The following is a 21,012-nucleotide window of genomic DNA, read 5'->3' as shown; positions in this document are numbered from 1 at the left end:
TTGCGGCCAACCTGCCAGATCAACCCCAAGCAAAAGGTACAAGCCATGCTAGAAGCTTACCGCCAACACGCCGCCGAACGCGCTGCGATGGGCATTCCACCCCTGCCACTGAACGCCAAACAGGTTGAGGCACTGGTCGAGCTGCTGAAGGCGCCGCCAGCCGGTGAAGAAGAGACCCTGGTCGAGCTGATTACCTTCCGTGTGCCACCTGGCGTGGATGATGCTGCCAAGGTGAAGGCTTCCTTCCTGGCGGCTGTTGCCGAAGGTTCTGTGGTGTCTCCGCTGATTTCCCGTGCCAAGGCTACCGAGCTGCTGGGCACCATGCTGGGTGGTTACAACGTCAAGCCGCTGATCGACCTGTTGGGCGATGCCGAAGTTGGCGAAGTGGCGGCTGCCGGTCTGAAAAAGACCCTGCTGGTATTTGACTACTTCAATGACGTGAAAGAGCTGGCCGACAAGGGCAATGCCAACGCACAGTCCGTGCTGAAGAGCTGGGCCGATGCCGAGTGGTTCACCAGCCGTCCTGAAGTGGCACAGAAAATCACCGTGACCGTCTTCAAGGTACCGGGCGAAACCAACACTGACGACCTGTCGCCGGCACCGGATGCATGGTCGCGTCCGGACATCCCGCTGCACTATCTGGCGATGCTGAAGAACACCCGTCCTGATGCAGCCTTCAAGCCGGAAGAAGACGGCAAGCGTGGCCCGATGCAGTTCATCGAAGAACTGAAGAAAAAAGGCCATCTGGTTGCCTATGTGGGTGACGTTGTTGGTACTGGTTCTTCCCGTAAATCTGCTACCAACTCGGTAGTATGGGCAACTGGTGAAGACATTCCGTTTGTACCGAACAAGCGTTTCGGTGGCGTGACGCTGGGTGGCAAGATCGCGCCTATCTTCTTCAATACTCAGGAAGACTCCGGCTCGCTGCCGATCGAAGTTGAAGTATCCAAGCTCGAGATGGGCGATGTGATCGACATCTACCCGTACGAAGGCAAGATCGAGAAAGATGGTCAGCTGGTCGAGAAGTTCAGCCTGAAATCCGATGTATTGCTGGACGAAGTCCGTGCCGGTGGCCGTATCAACCTGATTATCGGTCGTGCGCTGACTGCCAAGGCTCGCGAAGCACTGGGTCTGCCTGCTTCTACCGAATTCCGTCTGCCGAAAAATCCGGTTGACAGCGGCAAAGGCTTCTCGCTGGCGCAGAAAATGGTTGGCCGCGCCTGTGGTCTGCCAGAAGGTCAAGGCGTTCGCCCTGGCACTTACTGCGAACCACGCATGACGACTGTTGGCTCGCAAGATACTACCGGCCCGATGACCCGTGACGAGCTGAAAGATCTGGCTTGTCTGGGCTTCTCCGCTGATCTGGTAATGCAGTCCTTCTGTCATACCGCTGCTTATCCGAAGCCGGTTGACGTGAAGATGCACAAAGAGCTGCCAGCTTTCATCTCCACCCGTGGCGGCGTAGCACTGCGTCCGGGCGACGGCGTAATCCACAGCTGGCTGAACCGCCTGCTGCTGCCGGATACCGTAGGTACCGGTGGTGACTCCCACACCCGCTTCCCGATCGGTATTTCCTTCCCGGCCGGTTCCGGTCTGGTTGCCTTTGCCGCAGCTACCGGCGTAATGCCTCTGGATATGCCTGAGTCCGTACTGGTGCGTTTCAAGGGCGAACTGCAACCAGGCGTGACCCTGCGTGATCTGGTCAATGCGATTCCGCTGTATGCCATCAAGCAAGGCCTGCTGACTGTGGCCAAGGCCGGCAAGAAGAACATCTTCTCCGGTCGCGTACTGGAAATCGAAGGTCTGCCAGAGCTGAAGGTCGAGCAGGCATTCGAGCTGTCCGATGCTTCTGCCGAGCGTTCCGCTGCCGGTTGTACCGTACGTCTGAACAAGGCTCCGATCGTCGAGTACATGAACTCCAACATCACCCTGATGAAGGTCATGATCGCCGAAGGTTACCAGGATGCCCGCACCCTGGAACGCCGTATCAAGAAGATGGAAGAGTGGATCGCCAACGGCGAACTGCTGCAGCCGGATGCTGATGCCGAATACGCTGCCGTGATCGAAATCGATCTGGCTGACGTGAAAGAGCCTATCGTTGCCTGCCCGAACGATCCGGACGACGTGAAGTTCATGTCCGAAGTTGCCGGCACCAAGATTGATGAAGTGTTCATCGGCTCCTGCATGACCAACATCGGTCACTTCCGTGCCGCTTCCAAGCTGCTGGAAGGCAAGCGCGACCTGCCGGTAAAACTGTGGCTGGCCCCACCGACCAAGATGGATGCCGAACAGTTGACCAACGAAGGTCACTACGGTGTATTCGGCATGGCCGGTGCCCGCACCGAAATGCCGGGTTGCTCGCTGTGTATGGGTAACCAGGCACAGGTACGTGAAGGCGCTACCGTGATGTCCACCTCGACTCGTAACTTCCCGAACCGCTTGGGCAAGAACACCAATGTATTCCTGGGTTCTGCCGAGTTGGCCGCGATCTGCTCCAAACTGGGCAAGATTCCGACCGTCGAGGAGTATCAAGCGAACATCGGCATCATCAACGAGAAGGGTGCCGAGGTTTACCGCTACATGAACTTTGACCAGATCAAAGACTATCAGGAAGTTGCTGATACTGTAGGTGCGTGACTTGGGTGATTGAAGTGCGAGGACGCCGAGAGGTGTTCGCACTTCCTGTAAACTCAAAAAATACCCCCGCGAATGCGGGGGTATTTTTTTGGGAAGTACCTGATGGACTATTTGGTAGTTATGTACTGCGCCAAGAGTTGGAAGTCCGGATTGCTAATTTAACTTGGTAAATTTCCGGTGTGATGGAGCTGCAAGTGATCATCAGGCGGGTCGCCACATATTCAATTATGTAGCGATACAAGAATATTAGTGTTACTGCCGACTGGTATAAGCCTGCTCCGGGTCGAGCTCTTCGGGGATATCACGCAGGCTGCGATGAATCGCCAGAATATCTTCCTGGCTGGCGAAAAATGCGGCCAATACTGCTGGGTCAAAATGTTGACCGCTTTGTTGCTGCATGAATGCCATGGCAGCCGGAATCTCCCATGCCGGTTTGTAAGGGCGGGATGAAGTCAGAGCATCAAATACATCTGCCACTGCCACGATACGTGCCGGCAATGGAATCTCTTCAGCGCGCAAGCCGGCAGGGTAGCCACTGCCGTCAAACTTTTCGTGGTGGCACAGTGCGATATCGTGCGCCATGCGTAATAGCGGAACTTCGCTGTCCTTGAGTGCGGCCGCCCCGCGGGCGGGGTGGGTTTTCATGACCTGGAATTCTTCGGCAGTCAGCCGGCCAGGTTTTAGCAGGATGTAGTCCGGTATGGCGACTTTCCCGATATCGTGCATCGGCGCTGCCAGGAAAATCCGCTCTTCAAACTCTTCACCCAAACCCATGGCTCTGGCAATGATTCGCGCGTAATGCGCCATGCGCTCGATGTGATAGCCGGTTTCCGGATCGCGCGATTCGGCGACATGCGACAAACGCCAGATCAAGTCCTGCGCTGCGATTTCCTTTAGTTGACGCTGGGCACGGCGCAGCTGCAGCAAGTTGCGGATGCGGGCGCGTGTTTCGACCGGGTCAACCGGCTTGGCCAGAAAATCGGTTGCGCCCGCCTCCAGTGCGTTTTGCCGCACTTCTTTCATATCACTGGTAGTCACCATGATGATGGGGATGTCACGAATGTGCGGCAGGGCCCGTAGTGCATGAATCAGCGTCAGGCCATCCATGCCAGGCATCATATAGTCAGTCAGGATGAGGTCTGGCGTATGTTCATTGCACCATGCCAGCGCCTCGGTGCCATCCTGGGCTGCTTGCGGCTCGCAATCAGGCATGCGACCGACCAGATGGCGCAACACCATCAGATTGGTGGGATTGTCGTCGACAATCAGGACGGTCATTTTCATACAGGTGCTTTGCTCTTAAACGTCTGTTAAGAAAAGTCGGCAGTGACGGCTTTATATTATCGGCGCAGCCTTAAATGGCGATTAAGTAAAAAGTATATCTATCACTCTATAGTAATGGTACTGCGCTGTATCAATGTTTCCATGAAGCTGCGATTAGCTGCTTTGCGACAAGGAAGTCGCGGCCAACCAGTGTTTAACTGTGATCTACCGCCCCAAAACCCACGAAAGGAATTGAGCATGCTGAAATTTGCCAGAACCCTGCTGACTGTTTCGATGATGTTGGCCGCAACGGCCGCAAGCGCGCTGGACAAACCGGCAGGTCGGGCCATCCTGACTGTCAGTGGTGAAATCAGCCAGCTCAATGCCGGCAAGGAGGCGCAATTTGATGCCGCCATGCTGGACAAGCTGCCGCAGCACAAGCTGACGGTTGAAACTCCTTGGTACAAAGGGACGCAAACTTTCGAAGGCCCGTTGCTGCGTGACGTGGCGGATGCGGTCGGTATCAAGGGCAAGAAGCTGTATGTCGTTGCGCTGAATGACTATGCCGCCGAAATTCCGATGGAAGATCTGAAGAAATACGACGTGGTGCTGGCGCGCAAGATCAACGGCAAGGTGCTGGCAGTACGTGACAAGGGGCCGCTGTTCATCATGTATCCGTTCGACAAGCACCCTGAGCTGCGCACCAAGGAAATCTACGGGCGCTGCGTCTGGCAGGTTAACCGCATCCGCGTTGAGTAAGCGGGTGACTGATGCCTAACCGTCGTCCGATCAACCGTCACGCAAAAGGCCAGCTTTGGTTGCTGGCCGTGCTGATGACTTGCGCCTTGCTGGTCGTTGGCATGCTCTACCTGCGTCAGCAAAGCGAGATGAAACGCTTTGAAGTGCAGGGCGAGGACAATATCGTCTGGGTGTATTCGCAGCTGGGTATCGATTATTACCGCGTATCGGGGGCCGCCAAGGTGGCGGCTGCCACGGGTACAACGGCTGATCTGGACGAGTTGCAGCTGAGGTATGAGGTACTGGTTTCACGTATCAATCTGCTGAATCAGTACCGCTACAGCCTGTTGTTCAGTGATGCGCAGTGGTACGCGAGGCAAATGAAGGCGCTGATCAACCTCGTCAGCCATACCGATAATCTGCTGGCTCAGGGCGATGGCTACTTCAATCGCGAGCTGGCGGCGACGCTGGTATCGGATCTGGACAAGGTGGTCGAACCCGTCAGGGAGCTGACCATTGGTGCCAATAGCCGCTTGACCCAGCAGGCAAACGACAGCAATCACAGTCTGCAGAATATCAATGTACTGGTGGCTGCCACGGCAATGCTGCTGATGGTACTGGCTAGTGTGATGGCGGCCATTGCCTATCGCAATCTGTCACACAGCGAGCGGCGGCGGGAGGAGGCGGAAAGCCTGTCCAAGCGGCTGGATCAGGCACTGGTGCAAGCCGAGGCGGCCAACCGTGCCAAGAGTGACTTCCTCGCCAACATGAGTCATGAAATCCGCACACCGATGAATGGCATCATCGGCATGACCGAATTGACACTGGAAACCGAGCTCAATCACGAGCAGCGTGAATATCTCGAGCTGGTTAAGTCATCGGCAGACTCCTTGCTGGTCATCATTAATGACATTCTCGATTTCTCCAAGGTCGAGGCAGGCAAGCTGATCATCGAGCAAACCGGTTTTTCACTGCGCAACCTGATCAGCCAGACACTCTATCCTTTTGCCGTACGTGCCCGGCAGCAGAATCTCGAGCTGGTCTGCAGCATTAATCCGATGGTGCCTGATGCCCTGATCAGTGACCCTGCGCGCCTGCGGCAGGTGTTCAATAACCTGCTTGGTAATGCACTGAAGTTTACTGATCAGGGTGAAGTGGTGTTGACGATTGACGGCTATCCGATGGGGGACGGCTATTGGCTGACTGTATCGGTAATGGATACCGGCATCGGCATTTCGGCAGACAAGCAGGCATTGATATTTGATCCGTTTGCCCAGGCCGACAGCAGTACCACCCGCAACTACGGTGGTACCGGCTTGGGCCTGACCATTACCCGACGCCTGGTGCAGTTGCTTGGCGGAGACATCAATGTCAGCAGTCAGCTGGGGCAGGGATCTGATTTCCGCTTCAACATCATTGCCGGGCTGGCACCCGAGCAAGCAGCCATGCCAGAGGTGGCTGATCTGTCCGGCAAGACGGTACTGGTGGTGGATGATAATGCCACCAGTCGCAGCTGGTTGGCCGCCATGCTGGGCAGCTGGGGGATGGCGGTGACATTGGTCGAGGATGGTGAGCAGGCACTGGCCAACCTTACCGCGCATGACTACTGGTTGATTTTGCTGGACAGCACCATGCCGGGCATGAATGGTTTTGAGCTAGCCAGTCGGATTCCGCAGGATCGTCGCAGCGCCAGCGTGATCATGATGACGGCCGCCGGCCTGCGTAACGAGGCCATGCAGTGCCAGGCGCTGGGGATTCGTAGTTATCTGGACAAACCGGTGAGTCAGGAAGCATTGCTGAATACGATTTACCAATTGCAGTCACCCGTCGCAAGTAATGCGGCCAACCTTATGCTGACAACGCAGCAGCGCGAGCAAGCCTTGAGTGGCGCGCTGTCGATACTGCTGGTGGAAGACAATCTGGTAAACCAGAAGCTGGCGGTGACCATTCTGTCGCGTCGGGGCTTTACCGTCAGCCTTGCCAATAACGGGCAGGAGGCGCTGGATGCGCTGACGGATCAGCAGTTTGATCTCATCCTGATGGATATGCAGATGCCGGTGATGGACGGTATGGAGGCGTGCAGCCAGATTCGCACCCGCGAGCAGGCGGGCATCTGGAAGGTTACACCTATCATTGCCATGACAGCGCATGCGCTGAGCAGTGACCGTGAACGCTGCCTGGCAGCCGGTATGGACGGCTATGTCAGCAAGCCGATTGATGCCACGGTGTTGCTGGATGAAATTGCCCGCGTAACGGGGCTAGTGAAACAGCCTGCAGCGCGGCCGACACCAGCAGTTGCAGAGGCAAAGCCGGTGCAGACCGAGGTTGCCCTGGTGTTTGATCATGCCAAGGCGCTGCAAAACTGTGATGGTGACAGTGATTTCCTGTCGGTATTGCTGGCCAGCTTTATCGAGGACATGCCCAGACAGCTGCAAGCCATTCACGAGGCGATTGCCGAGCAAGATCAGCGCAAGGCCGAGCTGGCCGCACACTCGATCAAGGGTACTTGCCTGTCGGTGGCAGCACCCCGACTGACCCAGCTGGCCTATCAGCTGGAGTTGGCCGCAAGAGACGGCAATCTTGAGAAGGTCGCCGTGTCGCAGCCGGTATTGCAGGCTGCCACGGATGAGTTGTTAGCTGCGCTGGGCCCGCATTTGTCGGCCGACCACTAGTGCAGCAGTCGTGATTACGTTCAGGATCTGCGCGGCTTCATGCCCGCATTGTCTTGTCTGGCAGTCGGGTGGCGGAAATTGATACGACCCTTGGTCAGGTCATAAGGCGACATCTCGACTGTCACCCGGTCACCCAGAATGACTTTGATGCGGTGCAGCTTCATTTTTCCTGAGCCATAGGCCAGGATTTCCACATTATTATCCAGGCGGACGCGGAAACGTGATTCGGGCAGGACATCGATAACGACGCCTTGCAGTTCGACCATGTCTTCTTTTGACATAGGTTCTCCTGTGCTGATGATGGGCGCAGCCACGCAAGTGCGTAACTGGCTGATTGATTGCTTCGTGAACCCGGGCGGGAGGCAGCTGCACATGCTGTGCAGAGTCTAGAGCAAGGCAAATGCTGAGCCGGCAGCATTTTTGAAGAGGAGCCCGATCGTCCGCTTATTGACCAGCTTTGTCAAACTTCTTGCGTCCCAGAACAACCGGCAGCAGCCGCAGCGCTGGTCGTGCATGGCACGACGTTTGCTGAAGATTCGCCAAACAACAGGCAAACGGGGCGGATCATGCTGAGTGTAATGCTGGTGAATGATGGTTCGGGCAAGGCGGTGGCCTTGCGCGAGATGTTGACCGCAGCGGGGGTGCGGGTGGTGGCTGAGGTGGCGGCCAACCTGCAGTTGGCCGACATGTTGGCCGCAGCGCGGCCGGATATCGTGTTGATGGATAGCGATGCACCGTCGCGCGATATGCTGGAGCAGGTCTGCGTGATGGGGGCGCGGCACGGTCAGCCGGTGGTGATGTTTACCGATGACGAGCGGCGCGAAACCATACGTGCGGCCTTGCAAGCCGGTGTCGCCGCCTATGTGGTGGGCGAAATCGATGCGGCGCGGATAGTCGGGGTACTGGATGTCGCCATCGAGCGGCACCGGCTGGAACAGGAGCGCCGCGCCGAGCTGGCAGAGGCGCATCAGCAGCTGGCGGATCGCAAGCTGGTCGAGAAAGCCAAGGGCCTGCTGATGCAGATGAAAGGGCTGGACGAGGCCAGCGCCTATCGCCAACTGCGCGAACGTGCGATGCAACAGCAGAAAAAGCTGGCGGTGGTCGCCCAGGAAATCATCAGCCTCGCCGAGTGGCTGCAGGGTTGATGGTGCAAGTGGCCACACGATGGTGCGCGTCTGCATTATTGCAGTGCACAAATCAGGCGAAGTGCCGTGTAAAAGCTGGCACGGCAATTGCAAGATGTTCCCCGAGGCGCAATGCAGCGCCAGGCAAACCGGCCATGCCAACGCAGGCAAGGCCGGACACACGGACAACGGCGTCCGTTACCCGCAAGCTCGGGTAACGGACGCTTTTTCTTTTTCTGCCTACAGCAAGGGGAGCAGCAAGATGAAACAGCCACGTTTTGAAAACCAGACCGAGTCCGCCAGCGCCGAGCGCCGCGATTTTCTCAAAGGAGCCCTGTCATTGATGGCCTCAACTGCTTTACCTGCCGGCTTTGCCACTTCGGCACTGGCGGCCGTCACCGGCAAGCCCGAGAAAACCGAAGTCAAGGTCGGTTTCATTCCGCTGACCGACTGTGCCTCGGTGATCGTGGCCTCGAAGATGGGCTTCGACAAGAAATACGGCATCACCATCGTGCCGTCCAAGGAGGCCAGCTGGGCAGCCGTGCGCGACAAGCTGGTGAATGGCGAGCTGGATGCGGCGCACTCGCTGTACGGCATGATCTATGGTGTGCATCTTGGCATTGGCGGCCCGAAAAAAGACATGGCCGTGCTGATGACGCTGAGCCAGAACGGCCAGGGCATCACGCTTTCCAATCAGCTCAAGGACAAGGGCGTTACCACCGGTGCGGCCTTGGCCAAGCTGATCAAGGCCGAGCCGCGTGAATACACTTTTGCGCAGACCTTTCCGACCGGCACCCATGCCATGTGGCTGTACTACTGGTTGGCCGCACATGGCGTCAACCCGGTTGCCGACGTGAAAACCATCGTGGTGCCGCCGCCGCAGATGGTGGCCAATATGCGTGTCGACAATATGGACGGCTATTGCGTGGGCGAACCGTGGAACGCACGCGCCATTGCCGACGGTATCGGCTTTTCGGTGGCTACCTCGCAGCAGATCTGGCCAGATCATCCGGAGAAAGTACTGGGCACCACTGGTGACTGGGTCAAGCAAAACCCCAATACCGCCCGCGCACTGGTTGCGGCGCTGCTCGAAGCCTCGCGCTATATCGACGAGGTGAAAAACCGCGCCGCAGTCGCCAAACTGATTGCTGACAAAGCCTATGTGAATGCGCCCGAGGCGGTGATTGCCGGCCGCTTTGTCGGTGCCTACGAAGATGGCCTCGGCAAAAAGTGGCAAGACCCGAAGCTGATGAAGTTCTTTGATGGCGGCAAGGTCAACTTCCCTTATCTGTCTGACGGCATGTGGTTCCTCACCCAGCACAAGCGCTGGGGCCTGCTGAAGACCGATCCGGATTATCTCGGTGTCGCGCGGCAGATCAACCAGATTGCCATCTACAAGGATGCCGCAGCGATGGCCAAGGTGGCCCTGCCACCTGGCGATATGCGTAGCAGCAAGTTGATTGATGGCGTGGTGTGGGATGGCAAGAATCCGGCCGCCTATGCTGCGAGCTTCAAGATCAAGGCCTGAGGAGGTGTGAGATGACTATCGCCAAACCTGTTGCGGCCGACCTGGCCATGCCGCGGCGGCGCAAGCCGGCGTCTCCTGTGGCGCGCCTCGCCGCCACACCGCTGCTGGCCCCGCTGGTGCCGTATATCCGCGCGCTGGTGCCGCCGCTGCTCGGCGTCTTGCTGTTTGTGCTGTTGTGGACGCTGGTTTCCCAGCTCAGCAAGGGCAGCCTGCCCGGGCCGCAATCGACATGGGCCTCGGCGCAAGAGCTGTTTGCCGACCCGTTTTACCAGAATGGTCCGAATGATCAGGGCATAGGCTGGAACATCCTGATGTCGCTGGGCCGGGTCGGCGTTGGCTTTGCCTTGGCGGCGGCAGTGGGGATTCCGCTGGGTTTCATGATTGGCCGCTTTGCGTTTTTGTCCCGCATGTGCGCGCCCATCATCAGCCTGTTGCGACCGGTCAGTCCGCTGGCCTGGTTGCCGATTGGCCTCCTGGTATTCAAGGCGGCCAGCCCGGCGTCGATCTGGGTGATCTTCATCTCCAGTATCTGGCCGATGATTCTCAACACCGCCGCCGGCGTGCGCGCCGTGCCGCAAGACTATCTGAACGTGGCGCGCGTACTGCGGCTGTCGGAGTGGAAGGTGTTCAGCGTGATCCTGCTGCCGGCGGTACTGCCGCATATGCTGACCGGCGTGCGCCTCGCCATCGGCACGGCGTGGCTGGTGATTGTCGCCGCCGAGATGCTGACCGGCGGTGTCGGGCTGGGCTTCTGGGTGTGGGATGAATGGAACAATCTGAACGTCGAGCACATCCTGATCGCCATCTTCGTGGTGGGGCTGGTCGGTTTGCTGCTGGAACAGGCATTGGTCTGGCTGGCCAGAAAAGCCAGCTTCGGACAGGAGGTGTGAAATGGAACGCTTTGTCGAGCTGGAACAGGTAGGCAAACACTTTGATACCAAAAAGGGCCGCTTTGTCGCCCTGAAAGACGTGAATCTGACCATCCGCCAGGGCGAGTTTGTGTCGCTGATCGGTCACTCGGGCTGCGGCAAGTCTACCGTGCTGAACATCATCGCCGGCTTGCTGGATGCCAACGAGGGCATCGCCCTGTGCAATGGCCGCGAAATTGACGGCCCGGGGCCGGAGCGTGCGGTGGTGTTCCAGAACCACAGCCTGCTGCCGTGGCTGAGCTGCTACGGCAATATCATGCTGGCGGTAGAGCGCGTATTCGGCCGCAAGGAGAGCAAGGCGCAGTTGGCCGCACGCACCGATGCCGCGCTGGATCTGGTGGGCCTCGTTCATGCCCGTGACAAGCATCCGCACGAGATTTCCGGCGGCATGAAGCAGCGCGTCGGCATCGCCCGTGCACTGGCGATGGAGCCGAAAGTGCTGTTGATGGACGAGCCTTTCGGTGCGCTGGATGCGCTGACCCGCGCCAATCTGCAGGACGAGATGGTGAAGATTGTCGAGCGCACCGGCAGCACGGTGGTGATGGTTACCCATGATGTTGACGAGGCGGTGCTGCTGTCGGATCGCATCGTGATGATGACCAATGGCCCGTCGGCTACTGTCGGCGAAATTCTTGAAGTCAATCTGCCAAGACCGCGCGACCGGCTGGCGTTGGCCAGTCATGCCGATTACCACGCTTGTCGCAGTGCGGTGCTGGATTTTCTGTACCAGAAACATCGCAAATCGGCTGCCTGATGTTGTATCCGTCCCTGTTGGAGCCATGCTTCATTCACGCCCCGCCCATGCGGGGCTTTTTTGCGGCCAACGTTCACCAATTGGGTGCTGCGACGCACCAATTGCAGGCAGTCGGCGCTGAAGTGGCCCGCTCAAAGCCTGGTTTTGGCTGTAAACACCAGGTTTTCTGCCTGAAGTGGCGAGCCAGAGCTGGCACGCCACTTGCTAAACATGAATACGCAAAGGTGTCATGGCTCAATGGCGAGTCGTGACCAGGACAAGGAAGTCCGCCACCGTGCTTTGGCACGGCGGCGGACTTTTTTTTGGTCTGTACCGCCGCAAGGCTGCTGTGGTGCAACCGCATTTCCCGAGGATGCAAGGCGATGAGCAAACAGAAGCTGGTCATGGTGGGCAATGGCATGGCGGGCGTTCGCACGCTGGAAGAGCTGCTGAAACTGGCCCCGGATACTTACGACATCACCGTATTCGGTGCCGAGCCACACCCTAACTACAACCGCATCATGCTGTCGCCGGTGCTGGCCGGCGAGCAGACGCTGCCGGATATCGTGCTGAACGATCACGACTGGTATGCCGAACATGGCATCACCCTGCATCTGGGCCAGCCGGTGGTAGAGATCGACCGTGGCCGCCGTGTGGTGCGGTCTGCCGACGGCACTGCCGTGCCGTATGACCGCCTGCTGCTGGCCACCGGCTCCAGCCCGTTCATGCTGCCAGTGCCGGGCAAGGACTTGCCGGGGGTGGTGACTTTCCGTGATATCGCCGACGTGGAGAGCATGATCGCCGCGGCGGCCAGCCATCGCCACGCAGTGGTGATCGGTGGCGGCTTGCTGGGGCTGGAGGCGGCCAACGGTCTGTTGGCGCGGGGCATGGCGGTGACCGTGGTGCATCTGGGCGAATGGCTGCTCGATCGCCAGCTCGACAAAGCCGCCGCGCAGTTGTTGCAGCAGAGCCTGGAAGCCAAGGGGCTGAAGTTTTTGCTGCAGAAACAGACGGCCGAGCTGGTACAGGGCGAGAGCGGCCGTGTCTGTGCGGTGCGCTTCAAGGATGGTGATGCGATACCAGCGGAGCTGGTGGTGATGGCGGTCGGCATCCGCCCCAATTACAGCCTGGCCGAACAATCCGGCCTGTACTGCGATCGCGGCGTGGTGGTGAACGACTTTCTGCAGACCTTCGACCCGCGCGTGTATGCGGTGGGCGAGTGCGTCAGCCACCGTGGCGTCAGCTACGGGCTGGTGGCGCCGCTGTTCGACATGGCCAAGGTCGCGGCCAACCATCTGGCCAATTTCGGCATCGCCCGCTATGTGCCGGCGGCTACCTCGACCAAGCTCAAGGTTACCGGTATCGACGTGTTTTCGGCCGGTGATTTCATGGGCGGCGAGGGCTGCGAGGAGATCATGCTGTCCGACCCGATGGGCGGTGTGTACAAAAAGCTGATCGTGAAGGACGACAAGCTGGTGGGCGCCTGCCTGTATGGCGATACCGCCGATGGTGGCTGGTACTTCCGCCTGATCCGCGAAGGCCATGCCGTGCATGAAATCCGCGATCAGTTGATGCTGGGCGAGGGTGCCATCGGCGATACCGGTCATCAGGGTCAGAACCGCGCCATGGGCATGCCGGACGATGCCGAGGTGTGTGGCTGCAACGGCGTGTGCAAGGGCACCATCGTCAAGGCCATCCAGGAAAAGGGCCTATTCACCGTCGATGAGGTGAAAAAGCACACCAAGGCGGCCAGCTCGTGCGGCTCGTGCACCGGCCTCGTCGAGCAGATCCTGATCAACTGCGTCGGTGGTGCGGCCGATGTGAAGCCGAAATCGGAAAAGGCCATCTGCGGCTGCAGCGACATGACGCACGGCCAGCTGCGCCAAGCCATCCGCGACAAGCACCTCACCAGTCTGGCCGATACCTTCCGCGAGCTGGCGTGGCGCAGCCCGGATGGCTGTGCCAGTTGCCGGCCGGCGGTGAACTACTACCTGATCTCGACCTGGCCGGGAGAGGCGAAGGATGATCCGCAGTCGCGCTTCATCAACGAGCGGGTGCACGCCAACATCCAGAAAGACGGCACCTACTCGGTGGTGCCGCGCATGTGGGGCGGCGTCACCAACCCGTCCGAGCTGCGCCGCATTGCCGACGTGGCCGACAAGTATGAGATCCCGATGGTGAAGGTGACCGGCGGCCAACGTATCGACCTCTTGGGTGTGAAGAAAGAAGACCTGCCCAAGGTGTGGCAGGAGCTGGACATGCCATCCGGCCACGCCTACGGCAAGAGCTTGCGCACGGTGAAAACCTGTGTCGGCAGCGAGTTCTGCCGCTTCGGCACCCAGAATTCCACCCAGATGGGCATTGATCTGGAAAAAGACCTGTTCGGCATGTGGAGCCCGGCCAAGGTGAAGCTGGCGGTGTCCGGCTGTCCGCGCAACTGCGCCGAATCCGGCATCAAGGACGTGGGCATCATCGGTGTGGACTCGGGCTGGGAGCTGTATATCGGCGGCAACGGCGGCATCAAGACCGAGGTGGCCGAGTTTTTCTGCAAGGTGAAAACGCACGACGAGGTGATGGTGTACAGCGGCGCCTTCCTGCAGCTGTACCGCGAGGAGGCGTTCTATCTGGAGCGCACCGTGCATTACCTGCAGCGGGTGGGCATGGACTACATCAAGCAGCGCGTACTGCAAGACGACGTTGGCCGCGATGAACTGTATGCGCGGCTGAAGTTTGCGCTGTCGTTCGAACAGGACCCGTGGGCCGAACGTTACGCCGGTGGTGTGGCCCGCCACGAGTTTGCGCCGCTCACCGTTTAATACTCCGGCCCCGGCAGGTCGCCGGGGCGGCCTCTGCATAAAGGAAATTCGACATGACCGCATGGAAAGCCGTCTGCCAGCTGGCCGACATCCCCGCGCAGGGCGCCCGCGTGCTGAAGCGCGAAGGCAAGGTGGATATCGCCATCTTCCGCACCGTTGATGACCAGCTGTTTGCGCTGCATGACAGATGCCCGCACAAGGGTGGCCCGCTGTCGCAGGGCATCGTCTCCGGCCGCAGCGTGGCCTGCCCGCTGCATAACTGGCATATCGATCTGGCTACCGGCCAGGCTTGTGCGCCGGACGAAGGCTGCACCGGGCACATCGCCCTGAAGCAGGAAGCCGGTACCGTGTACCTGGCGCTGGATTGACACTGGCAAGCGGCAGCCAAGGTTGGCCGCAAGGAGATTTGATATGAGCGCGATAACGGGACAAGACAATACCGTCGCCTCCATCTGCTGCTATTGCGGCACCGGCTGCGGGGTGCGCGTTAGCCCGCAGGGCGATGGCACCATCACGGTCAGCGGCGATCCGCAGCATCCGGCCAATTTCGGCCGCCTGTGCAGCAAGGGGCGCACCTTGAGCGAGAGTGCCGGCCGGCCGTCGGCGCGGCTGTTGCGGCCAACGTTGCGTCTAGCCAAGGGTGAGCTGGCACAGCCGGTAAGCTGGGACAGCGCGCTGGATGCTGTCAGCAGCAAACTGGCCGCCACGATCGCCGAGCACGGGCCGGATGCGGTGGGATTTTATTTGTCCGGCCAGCTGCTGACCGAGGATTACTACCTGTTCAACAAGCTGGCGCGGGCGTTGGTCGGCACCAACAACATCGATACCAACTCGCGGCTGTGCATGTCCAGCGCAGTGACTGGCTACAAACGCACCCTCGGGGCCGATGCGCCGCCAGCTTGTTACGAGGATTTCGACCACGCCGGCTGCGTGTTCATTGCCGGTGCCAATATGGCTTACGCCCATCCGGTGCTGTTCCGCCGGCTGGAGGAGGCCAAGGCGGCCAACCCGGACATGAAGATCATCGTCGCCGACCCGCGCCGTACCGACACCGCCAGCATCGCCGACCTGTACCTGCCGGTGCTGCCGGGCACTGACGTGGCGCTGTTCCACGCCATGCTCAATGTGATGATCTGGGAAGAGCTGATCGACCGCGATTACATCGCGCAGCACACCGAAGGCTTTGCCGCATTGCGTGCGCGCTTGCGCGAATTCACCCCGCGCGCGGCCAGCGAGCTGTGCGGCGTGCACGAGGACGACATCGTCACTGCCGCACGCTGGTTCGCCCAAAGCCCGGCCACGCTGTCGTGCTACACCATGGGGCTGAACCAGTACAGCAACGGCAGCGACAAGAATGCAGCGCTGATCCACCTGCACCTAGCCACCGGCCATATCGGCAAGCCGGGGGCGGGACCATTTTCGCTGACCGGCCAGCCTAATGCCATGGGCGGGCGCGAGGTGGGCGGCCTGGCCACCATTTTGCCCGGGCACCGTGATCCGGCCGATGCCGCGCATCGTGCCGAAGTGGCGGCCTTGTGGGATGTGCCGGCCTTGCCGGCGCAGCCGGGGCTGTCGGCGGTAGAGCTGTTCGAGGCCGCCGCCGAAGGCAAGATCAAGGTGCTGTGGGTCGCCTGTACCGACCCCGCGCATTCACTGCCGGATCAGGCGTTGGTGCGCAAGGCGCTGGAAAAGGTGGACTGCGTGATCGTGCAGGAGGCATTTTTCGGCAGCCAGACATTACCGTTTGCCGACATCGTGCTGCCCGCCAGCACCTGGCCGGAGAAGGACGGCACCGTCACCAATAGCGAGCGCCGCATCAGCCGCGTGCGGGCCGCCGTGCCGGCACCGGGTGAGGCGCGCGACGACTGGCGTATTGTCTCGGCAGTCGCGCAAAGGTTGGCCGCAATCATCGCGCCGCAGCACGTAACCAAGTTTGCCTTTGCCGATGCCGCTGCGGTGTTTGCCGAACATGCCGCAACCACGGCAGGGCGGGATCTGGATTACAGCGCGCTCAGCTACACCATTCTCGATGAACAGGGCCCGCAGCAATGGCCGTTCGACGGCAAGGTTGGCCGCAGCCGACTGTACGCCGATGGCGTGTTTCCCACCACATCCGGCCGCGCGCAGTTTGTCGATATCGGCTGGCGGCCGGTCGCCGACAAGGTGTCGGCGCACTTTCCGATTCGCCTCACTACCGGCCGCCTGCGTGACCACTGGCACAGCATGAGCCGCACCGCGCTGGTGCCGGCGCTGACCCGCCACGTGGAAGAGCCGGCACTGGCCATGCACCCGCGCGATATGCAGCGCCACAAGTTGCAGGCCGGTGAGCTGGTGAAGGTGCGCAATAAACGCGGCACCATTTATCTGCCTGTGCAGCCCGACGACAGCCTGCGCGCTGGCGTAGCTTTCATCCCGATGCACTGGGGGAGCGCCGCGCTGGGCGGGCAGGGCATCAATGCGCTGACCAGCCGCGCGCTGGATCCGCAATCGAAACAGCCGGAGCTGAAGCTGGCGGCGGTCAGCGTGGAACCGGCCAGGCTGCCGTGGCGGGCCACCTTGCTCGTGTGTGGCGATGTCCACACCTTGCGGCCAACCCTGGATGCCCTGCGCGCCGAGTTTGCCTATGCGGTGGCGGTGCCAGTGAGTCTGGATGGCCACGAACACTTGCGCGTGCGCTTGGCCGCCGCGACCGCGCCTGACGCCGCCTTGCTGGCGACGCTCGCCACTATCCTGCAACCCGCCGGTGCAACGTTGGCCGCCTTCGATGACAGTGCCCGCGGCATCGTGCGCCGTGTCTGGCTGCATGGCCGCCAGATTGTCGGCTTTGTGCTGGCGGGCGACTTGCGCGCTGATGAGGCCTTGTGTCGCTGGCTGGATGGCGGCGCAGCCCCGGCCGCGCTGGCGGCCTTGCTGCTGGGGCAGGCGGGCGGGCAGGCGGTGCGGGCGCGGGTGGTCTGCGCCTGCGAGGGTGTGCGCGAGGATGCGATACAGGCGGCGATTGTGGCGGGGGCGGATGTCGAGGGGCTGAAGCGGGCGCTGCGTTGCGGCACCGGCTGTGGTTCCTGCCTGTCCGAGCTCAAGCGGCTATGTAGTGCATGATTGTTATATGGCTATTTGGTTATAAAAAAACGGTCTGGCAGAACTTATGGATTGCAGTAGAGTGCCAATCTTGCCGAGGTTGGCCGCATGAAAGGACAGAACATGAACGGAAAAGTATGGCTGGTAGGAGCAGGCCCGGGGGATGCCGAGTTGCTGACCCTGAAGGCGTTGCGCGTGATCCAGTCCTGTGATGTCTGGCTGGTGGACGACCTGGTTGGCCGCGAGGTGCTGGATTTTGCCAAGCCCGGCACACGTATTGTGCATGTCGGCAAGCGCGGCGGCTGTAAATCGACACCGCAGGCGTTCATCCTGCGCCTGATGGCGCGCTATGCGCGGCAGGGCCGGCAAGTGGCGCGACTGAAGGGTGGCGACCCGTTTATTTTTGGCCGTGGCGGCGAAGAGTGGGCGTGGCTGGCCGAGCGCGGCGTCGCAGTCGAAGCAGTCAACGGCATTACGGCGGCTTTCGCTGCGGGTGCTGATCTGGGTCTGCCGCTGACCCATCGTGGCGTTGCACGCGGCGTGGCACTGGTTACCGCGCACACCCAGGATGGCAGCCGGCCGGACTGGCTGTCGCTGGCGCAATCCGGCCTGACGGTGGTCTGTTATATGGGCATGGCCAGCCTGCCGGAGCTGATTGCCGATTTGCGCGCAGCCGGTTTTGCGGCCAACCTGCCGGTTGCCGTGGTGCATAGAGCCGGCTGTAATGACCAGCGCCATCTGGTGTCGTCCCTGCAGCGTCTGCAACAGGACGTTATCCAAAGCGGCCTTGCCAGCCCGGCCGTCATCATTCTGGGTGAGGTCGTCAGCCATGCGATGGCGGTGATGCCTTCGCAGGAGCCGGGTCAGCAACACTCGGCCTGAGTTTGCCCGCCAATCAAAAACAAACCCGCCAGATGGCGGGTTTGTTTTTGGGAGCGAGAAGGCTTAGCTGGCGTTGGCTGTCAGCATTTCGCTGGCGTGCTCGCGAGTGGTCTGGGTGATGTCTTCGCCACCCAGCATGCGTGCGATTTCGAGAATGCGTGCCTCGCTATCCAGCGGCTGGATGCGGCTGATGGTGGCGCTGCCTTCGCGGCGCTTGCTGACTTGCCAGTGCTGGCGCGCGCAGGAAGCCACCTGGGGCAGGTGAGTCACGCACAAGACCTGATAACGTTCGCCCAGTTGACGCAGCAGCTTGCCGACCACCTCTGCCACGCGCCCGCCGATGCCGACATCGACCTCGTCAAAGATCAGCGTCGGCACGCTGGCGACCTGGCTGATGACAACCTGCATGGCGAGGCTGATGCGCGACAGCTCACCGCCCGAGGCTACCTTGGCCAGCGGGCGCAGCGTGCTACCCTGGTTGGCCGCAACCAGATATTCGATAGATTCGAGGCCGTGTGCGCCTGGCTCGGCCAGGGCCGACAACTCGATGGCAAAGCGGGCGCCTTCCATCGCCAGTCGCTGCATCTCGCTGGCGATGCGCTTGCCCAGCTCGCTGGCAGCCTGACGACGTTTGGCAGACAAAGACTCGGCGAGGGCGCGGTAACGCGCCTGGGCGGCAGACTCGGCTACGGCCAGCTGCTCCTGATCGCTGGCGGCCTCGATGGCGGCCAGTTGCTGTTGCCAGTCTTCGAGTTTGCGCGGCAGCTCTTCCGGCTGGCAGCGGTATTTGCGAGCGGCACGCATCAGCTGCTCGATACGGCTTTCAACTTGTTGCAACAGCGCCGGGTCGGCATCGTCATCACCATAGCCGCGCAGGCTGTAGATGACTTCGCGCAGCTCGGCCTCGACCGAATCCAGCAGCGCATGCGACTCGGCAAGGCGGGTGTCGAGGCCGGACAGCTTGCCCAGCCGGTTCTGCACCTGCGCCAGGATGCTCAGGCAGCTGCCATCCATCTCGGACAGGGCTTCGACGGCAAACTCGGCAGCCTGGGCCAGTTCGGTGGCGTTTGCCAACCGCGAATGTTGCTGGTTCAGCTGTGCCCATTCATCGGCCTGCACACCCAGCTCCTGCAGCTCGTTGATCTGCCAGTTCAGCCGCTCGCGCTCGATTTCCGATTCGCGCAGCAGCCGTTCGGCGTCTTCACGTTTTTTGCGCGCGCCTTGCCATTGCTGCCAGGCATCGCGCACATCTGCGGCCAACTGTCGGGCACCGGCGTAGGCATCCAGCAGCTGGCGCTGGGATTCGCTGCGCACCAGTGACTGATGTGCATGTTGGCCGTGAATGTCGACGAGGAAGTCGCCCAGCAGCTTGAGCTGGCTTTGTGTCGCCTGCTGGCCGTTGATGAAGCTGCGCGAGCGGCCGCTGCGGTCTATTACGCGGCGTACCAGCAGCTCGGCCTCGTCAATGGCAAAGGCCTCATCCTGTAGCCAGGCACGGATGTCGGGGTTCTGTGACAGGTCAAATTGCGCCGATAGTTCGGCACGTTCGGCACCTTCGCGAATCATGCTGTTTTCGGCACGATCGCCCATCAGGAGACCCAGTGCATCCAGGATGATGGATTTGCCGGCACCAGTTTCGCCGGTCAGTACGGTAAAGCCCTGCTGAAATTCGAGATCCAGCTGGTCGACGATGACAAAATTGCGGATGCTGAGTGAGAGGAGCATGGTGTCAGAGCAGGCGTTCGCCCCAGTGCAGTTTGTGACGCAGGGTGTCGTAGTAGTTGTAGCTGAGCGGGTGCAGCAGTTTCAGCGTATTGCGGTAGCTGCGAATGACGACCCGATCCATTTCCATCAGATTGCAATGTGACTGACCGTCAAAATGCACGCGCGTATCAAGGCCCTTGGTCAGCATGAACTCGACTTCGCAGCTGTCGCTGACTGCGATCGGGCGGTTGTTGAGTGACTGCGGGCAGATCGGCACCAGCGTGATTGCTTGCAGTGACGGGTGCAGAATAGGGCCGCCGGAAGCCAGCGAGTAGGCAGTCGAGCCGGTTGGCGTGCTGACAATCAGGCCATCCGAGCGCTGGCTGTAGACAAACTGGTTGTCGATAAAGACTTCGAATTCGATCATCGAGCCCAGTGCACCGCGGCTGATGACCACATCGTTGAGCGCCAGCGCGCTGGTGATTTCCGCATCTTCGCGAATCACCGAGGCTTGCAGCAGATTGCGCTCCTCCGGCACAAACTGGCCGGCCAGAATCTGGTCGACCGAGCTGATCATCTCGTGCAGCGGGATATCGGTCATGAAGCCAAGTCGGCCCTGGTTGACGCCAACCAGTGGCACGCGATAAGGCGCCAGCATGCGGGCGACCGACAGCATGGTGCCATCACCGCCCAGAACGATGACGAGGTCGGCCAGTTTGCCGAGGTCTTCGCGCTCGACAATGGTGAAGTCGGCAGGGCAGGTGGCGCCAGACAAGCTCTCGCTGTCGACAAGGATGCGCGCGCCGCGCTTGCACAGGTGCGCGGCCAGGCCCAGCAGGGATTCGACAATCTGCACCTTGCCCGGGCGGGCAACCAGGCCGATGGCGTTAAAAAGAAGTTTCGACATT

The 21,012-nt window shown here is 60.5% G+C and carries 15 protein-coding genes; 11 read left to right on the top strand and 4 right to left on the bottom strand.

Features of this window, described 5'->3' with window-relative positions; genetic code table 11:
• The first annotated feature begins 45 nt into the window (after positions 1-45).
• A complete protein-coding gene (gene acnB, locus ACZ9W6_RS09175) occupies positions 46-2,637 on the top strand; it encodes a bifunctional aconitate hydratase 2/2-methylisocitrate dehydratase (RefSeq protein WP_465190807.1) in 2,592 nt (863 codons plus the stop codon).
• 252 nt (positions 2,638-2,889) lie between these two features.
• Here acnB and ACZ9W6_RS09170 read toward each other — a convergent pair whose 3' ends face one another.
• A complete protein-coding gene (locus ACZ9W6_RS09170; RefSeq protein WP_465190806.1) occupies positions 2,890-3,921 on the bottom strand; it encodes an HD domain-containing phosphohydrolase in 1,032 nt (343 codons plus the stop codon).
• Positions 3,922-4,158: 237 nt separating this feature from the next.
• On the opposite strand from ACZ9W6_RS09170, the gene ACZ9W6_RS09165 reads away from it, so the two are divergent.
• Together ACZ9W6_RS09165 and ACZ9W6_RS09160 are read left to right on the top strand one after the other, a co-directional pair.
• Positions 4,159-4,659 (top strand): putative pterin-binding protein, encoded by a 501-nt coding sequence (locus ACZ9W6_RS09165; RefSeq protein WP_465190805.1) that lies wholly within the window; start codon positions 4,159-4,161, stop codon positions 4,657-4,659.
• A gap of 11 nt (positions 4,660-4,670) precedes the next feature.
• A complete protein-coding gene (locus ACZ9W6_RS09160; protein ID WP_465190804.1) occupies positions 4,671-7,310 on the top strand; it encodes a response regulator in 2,640 nt (879 codons plus the stop codon).
• A 20-nt stretch (positions 7,311-7,330) separates the two neighbouring features.
• On the opposite strand, the gene infA is transcribed toward ACZ9W6_RS09160, so the two are convergent.
• On the bottom strand, positions 7,331-7,591 hold the full coding sequence (gene infA / locus ACZ9W6_RS09155; RefSeq protein WP_465190803.1) for a translation initiation factor IF-1: 261 nt from the start codon (positions 7,589-7,591) through the stop codon (positions 7,331-7,333).
• A 285-nt stretch (positions 7,592-7,876) separates the two neighbouring features.
• Here infA and ACZ9W6_RS09150 point away from each other — a divergent pair, with 285 nt between their 5' ends.
• From ACZ9W6_RS09150 to cobA, 8 genes are all read left to right on the top strand, one after another.
• Positions 7,877-8,455 carry an ANTAR domain-containing response regulator gene (locus tag ACZ9W6_RS09150; protein WP_465190801.1) on the top strand — a complete coding sequence of 193 codons (579 nt, stop codon included), beginning with the start codon at positions 7,877-7,879 and terminating at the stop codon, positions 8,453-8,455.
• 241 nt (positions 8,456-8,696) lie between these two features.
• The gene (locus tag ACZ9W6_RS09145; protein WP_465190799.1) at positions 8,697-9,962 is read left to right on the top strand and encodes a CmpA/NrtA family ABC transporter substrate-binding protein; all 1,266 of its coding nucleotides are present in this window, start codon (positions 8,697-8,699) and stop codon (positions 9,960-9,962) included.
• 11 nt (positions 9,963-9,973) lie between these two features.
• Complete coding sequence (gene ntrB / locus ACZ9W6_RS09140; RefSeq protein ID WP_465190798.1) at positions 9,974-10,852, top strand: nitrate ABC transporter permease; 879 nt, start codon at positions 9,974-9,976, stop codon at positions 10,850-10,852.
• 1 nt (position 10,853) lies between these two features.
• Complete coding sequence (locus ACZ9W6_RS09135; RefSeq protein ID WP_465190797.1) at positions 10,854-11,645, top strand: ABC transporter ATP-binding protein; 792 nt, start codon at positions 10,854-10,856, stop codon at positions 11,643-11,645.
• 362 nt (positions 11,646-12,007) lie between these two features.
• Positions 12,008-14,440 carry a nitrite reductase large subunit NirB gene (nirB, locus tag ACZ9W6_RS09130; RefSeq protein ID WP_465190796.1) on the top strand — a complete coding sequence of 811 codons (2,433 nt, stop codon included), beginning with the start codon at positions 12,008-12,010 and terminating at the stop codon, positions 14,438-14,440.
• 53 nt (positions 14,441-14,493) lie between these two features.
• Entirely contained in the window at positions 14,494-14,808 is a 315-nt protein-coding gene (gene nirD / locus ACZ9W6_RS09125) for a nitrite reductase small subunit NirD (RefSeq protein ID WP_465190795.1), read from the top strand.
• Positions 14,809-14,851: 43 nt separating this feature from the next.
• A complete protein-coding gene (locus ACZ9W6_RS09120; protein WP_465190794.1) occupies positions 14,852-17,539 on the top strand; it encodes a nitrate reductase in 2,688 nt (895 codons plus the stop codon).
• 102 nt (positions 17,540-17,641) lie between these two features.
• Positions 17,642-18,400 (top strand): uroporphyrinogen-III C-methyltransferase, encoded by a 759-nt coding sequence (cobA, locus tag ACZ9W6_RS09115; RefSeq protein ID WP_465190793.1) that lies wholly within the window; start codon positions 17,642-17,644, stop codon positions 18,398-18,400.
• Between the two features lie 63 nt (positions 18,401-18,463).
• On the opposite strand, the gene recN is transcribed toward cobA, so the two are convergent.
• Together recN and ACZ9W6_RS09105 are read right to left on the bottom strand one after the other, a co-directional pair.
• Positions 18,464-20,125, bottom strand: coding sequence for a DNA repair protein RecN (gene recN / locus ACZ9W6_RS09110; protein WP_465190792.1), 1,662 nt, complete (start codon positions 20,123-20,125; stop codon positions 18,464-18,466).
• Between the two features lie 4 nt (positions 20,126-20,129).
• Entirely contained in the window at positions 20,130-21,011 is an 882-nt protein-coding gene (locus ACZ9W6_RS09105; RefSeq protein ID WP_465190791.1) for an NAD kinase, read from the bottom strand.
• Between the last annotated feature and the right edge of the window lies 1 nt (position 21,012).

The organism is Vogesella lacus (assembly GCF_979366295.1).
Note: the sequence above shows the minus strand (reverse complement) of the source record. Positions and strands in the feature narration are given on the sequence as shown.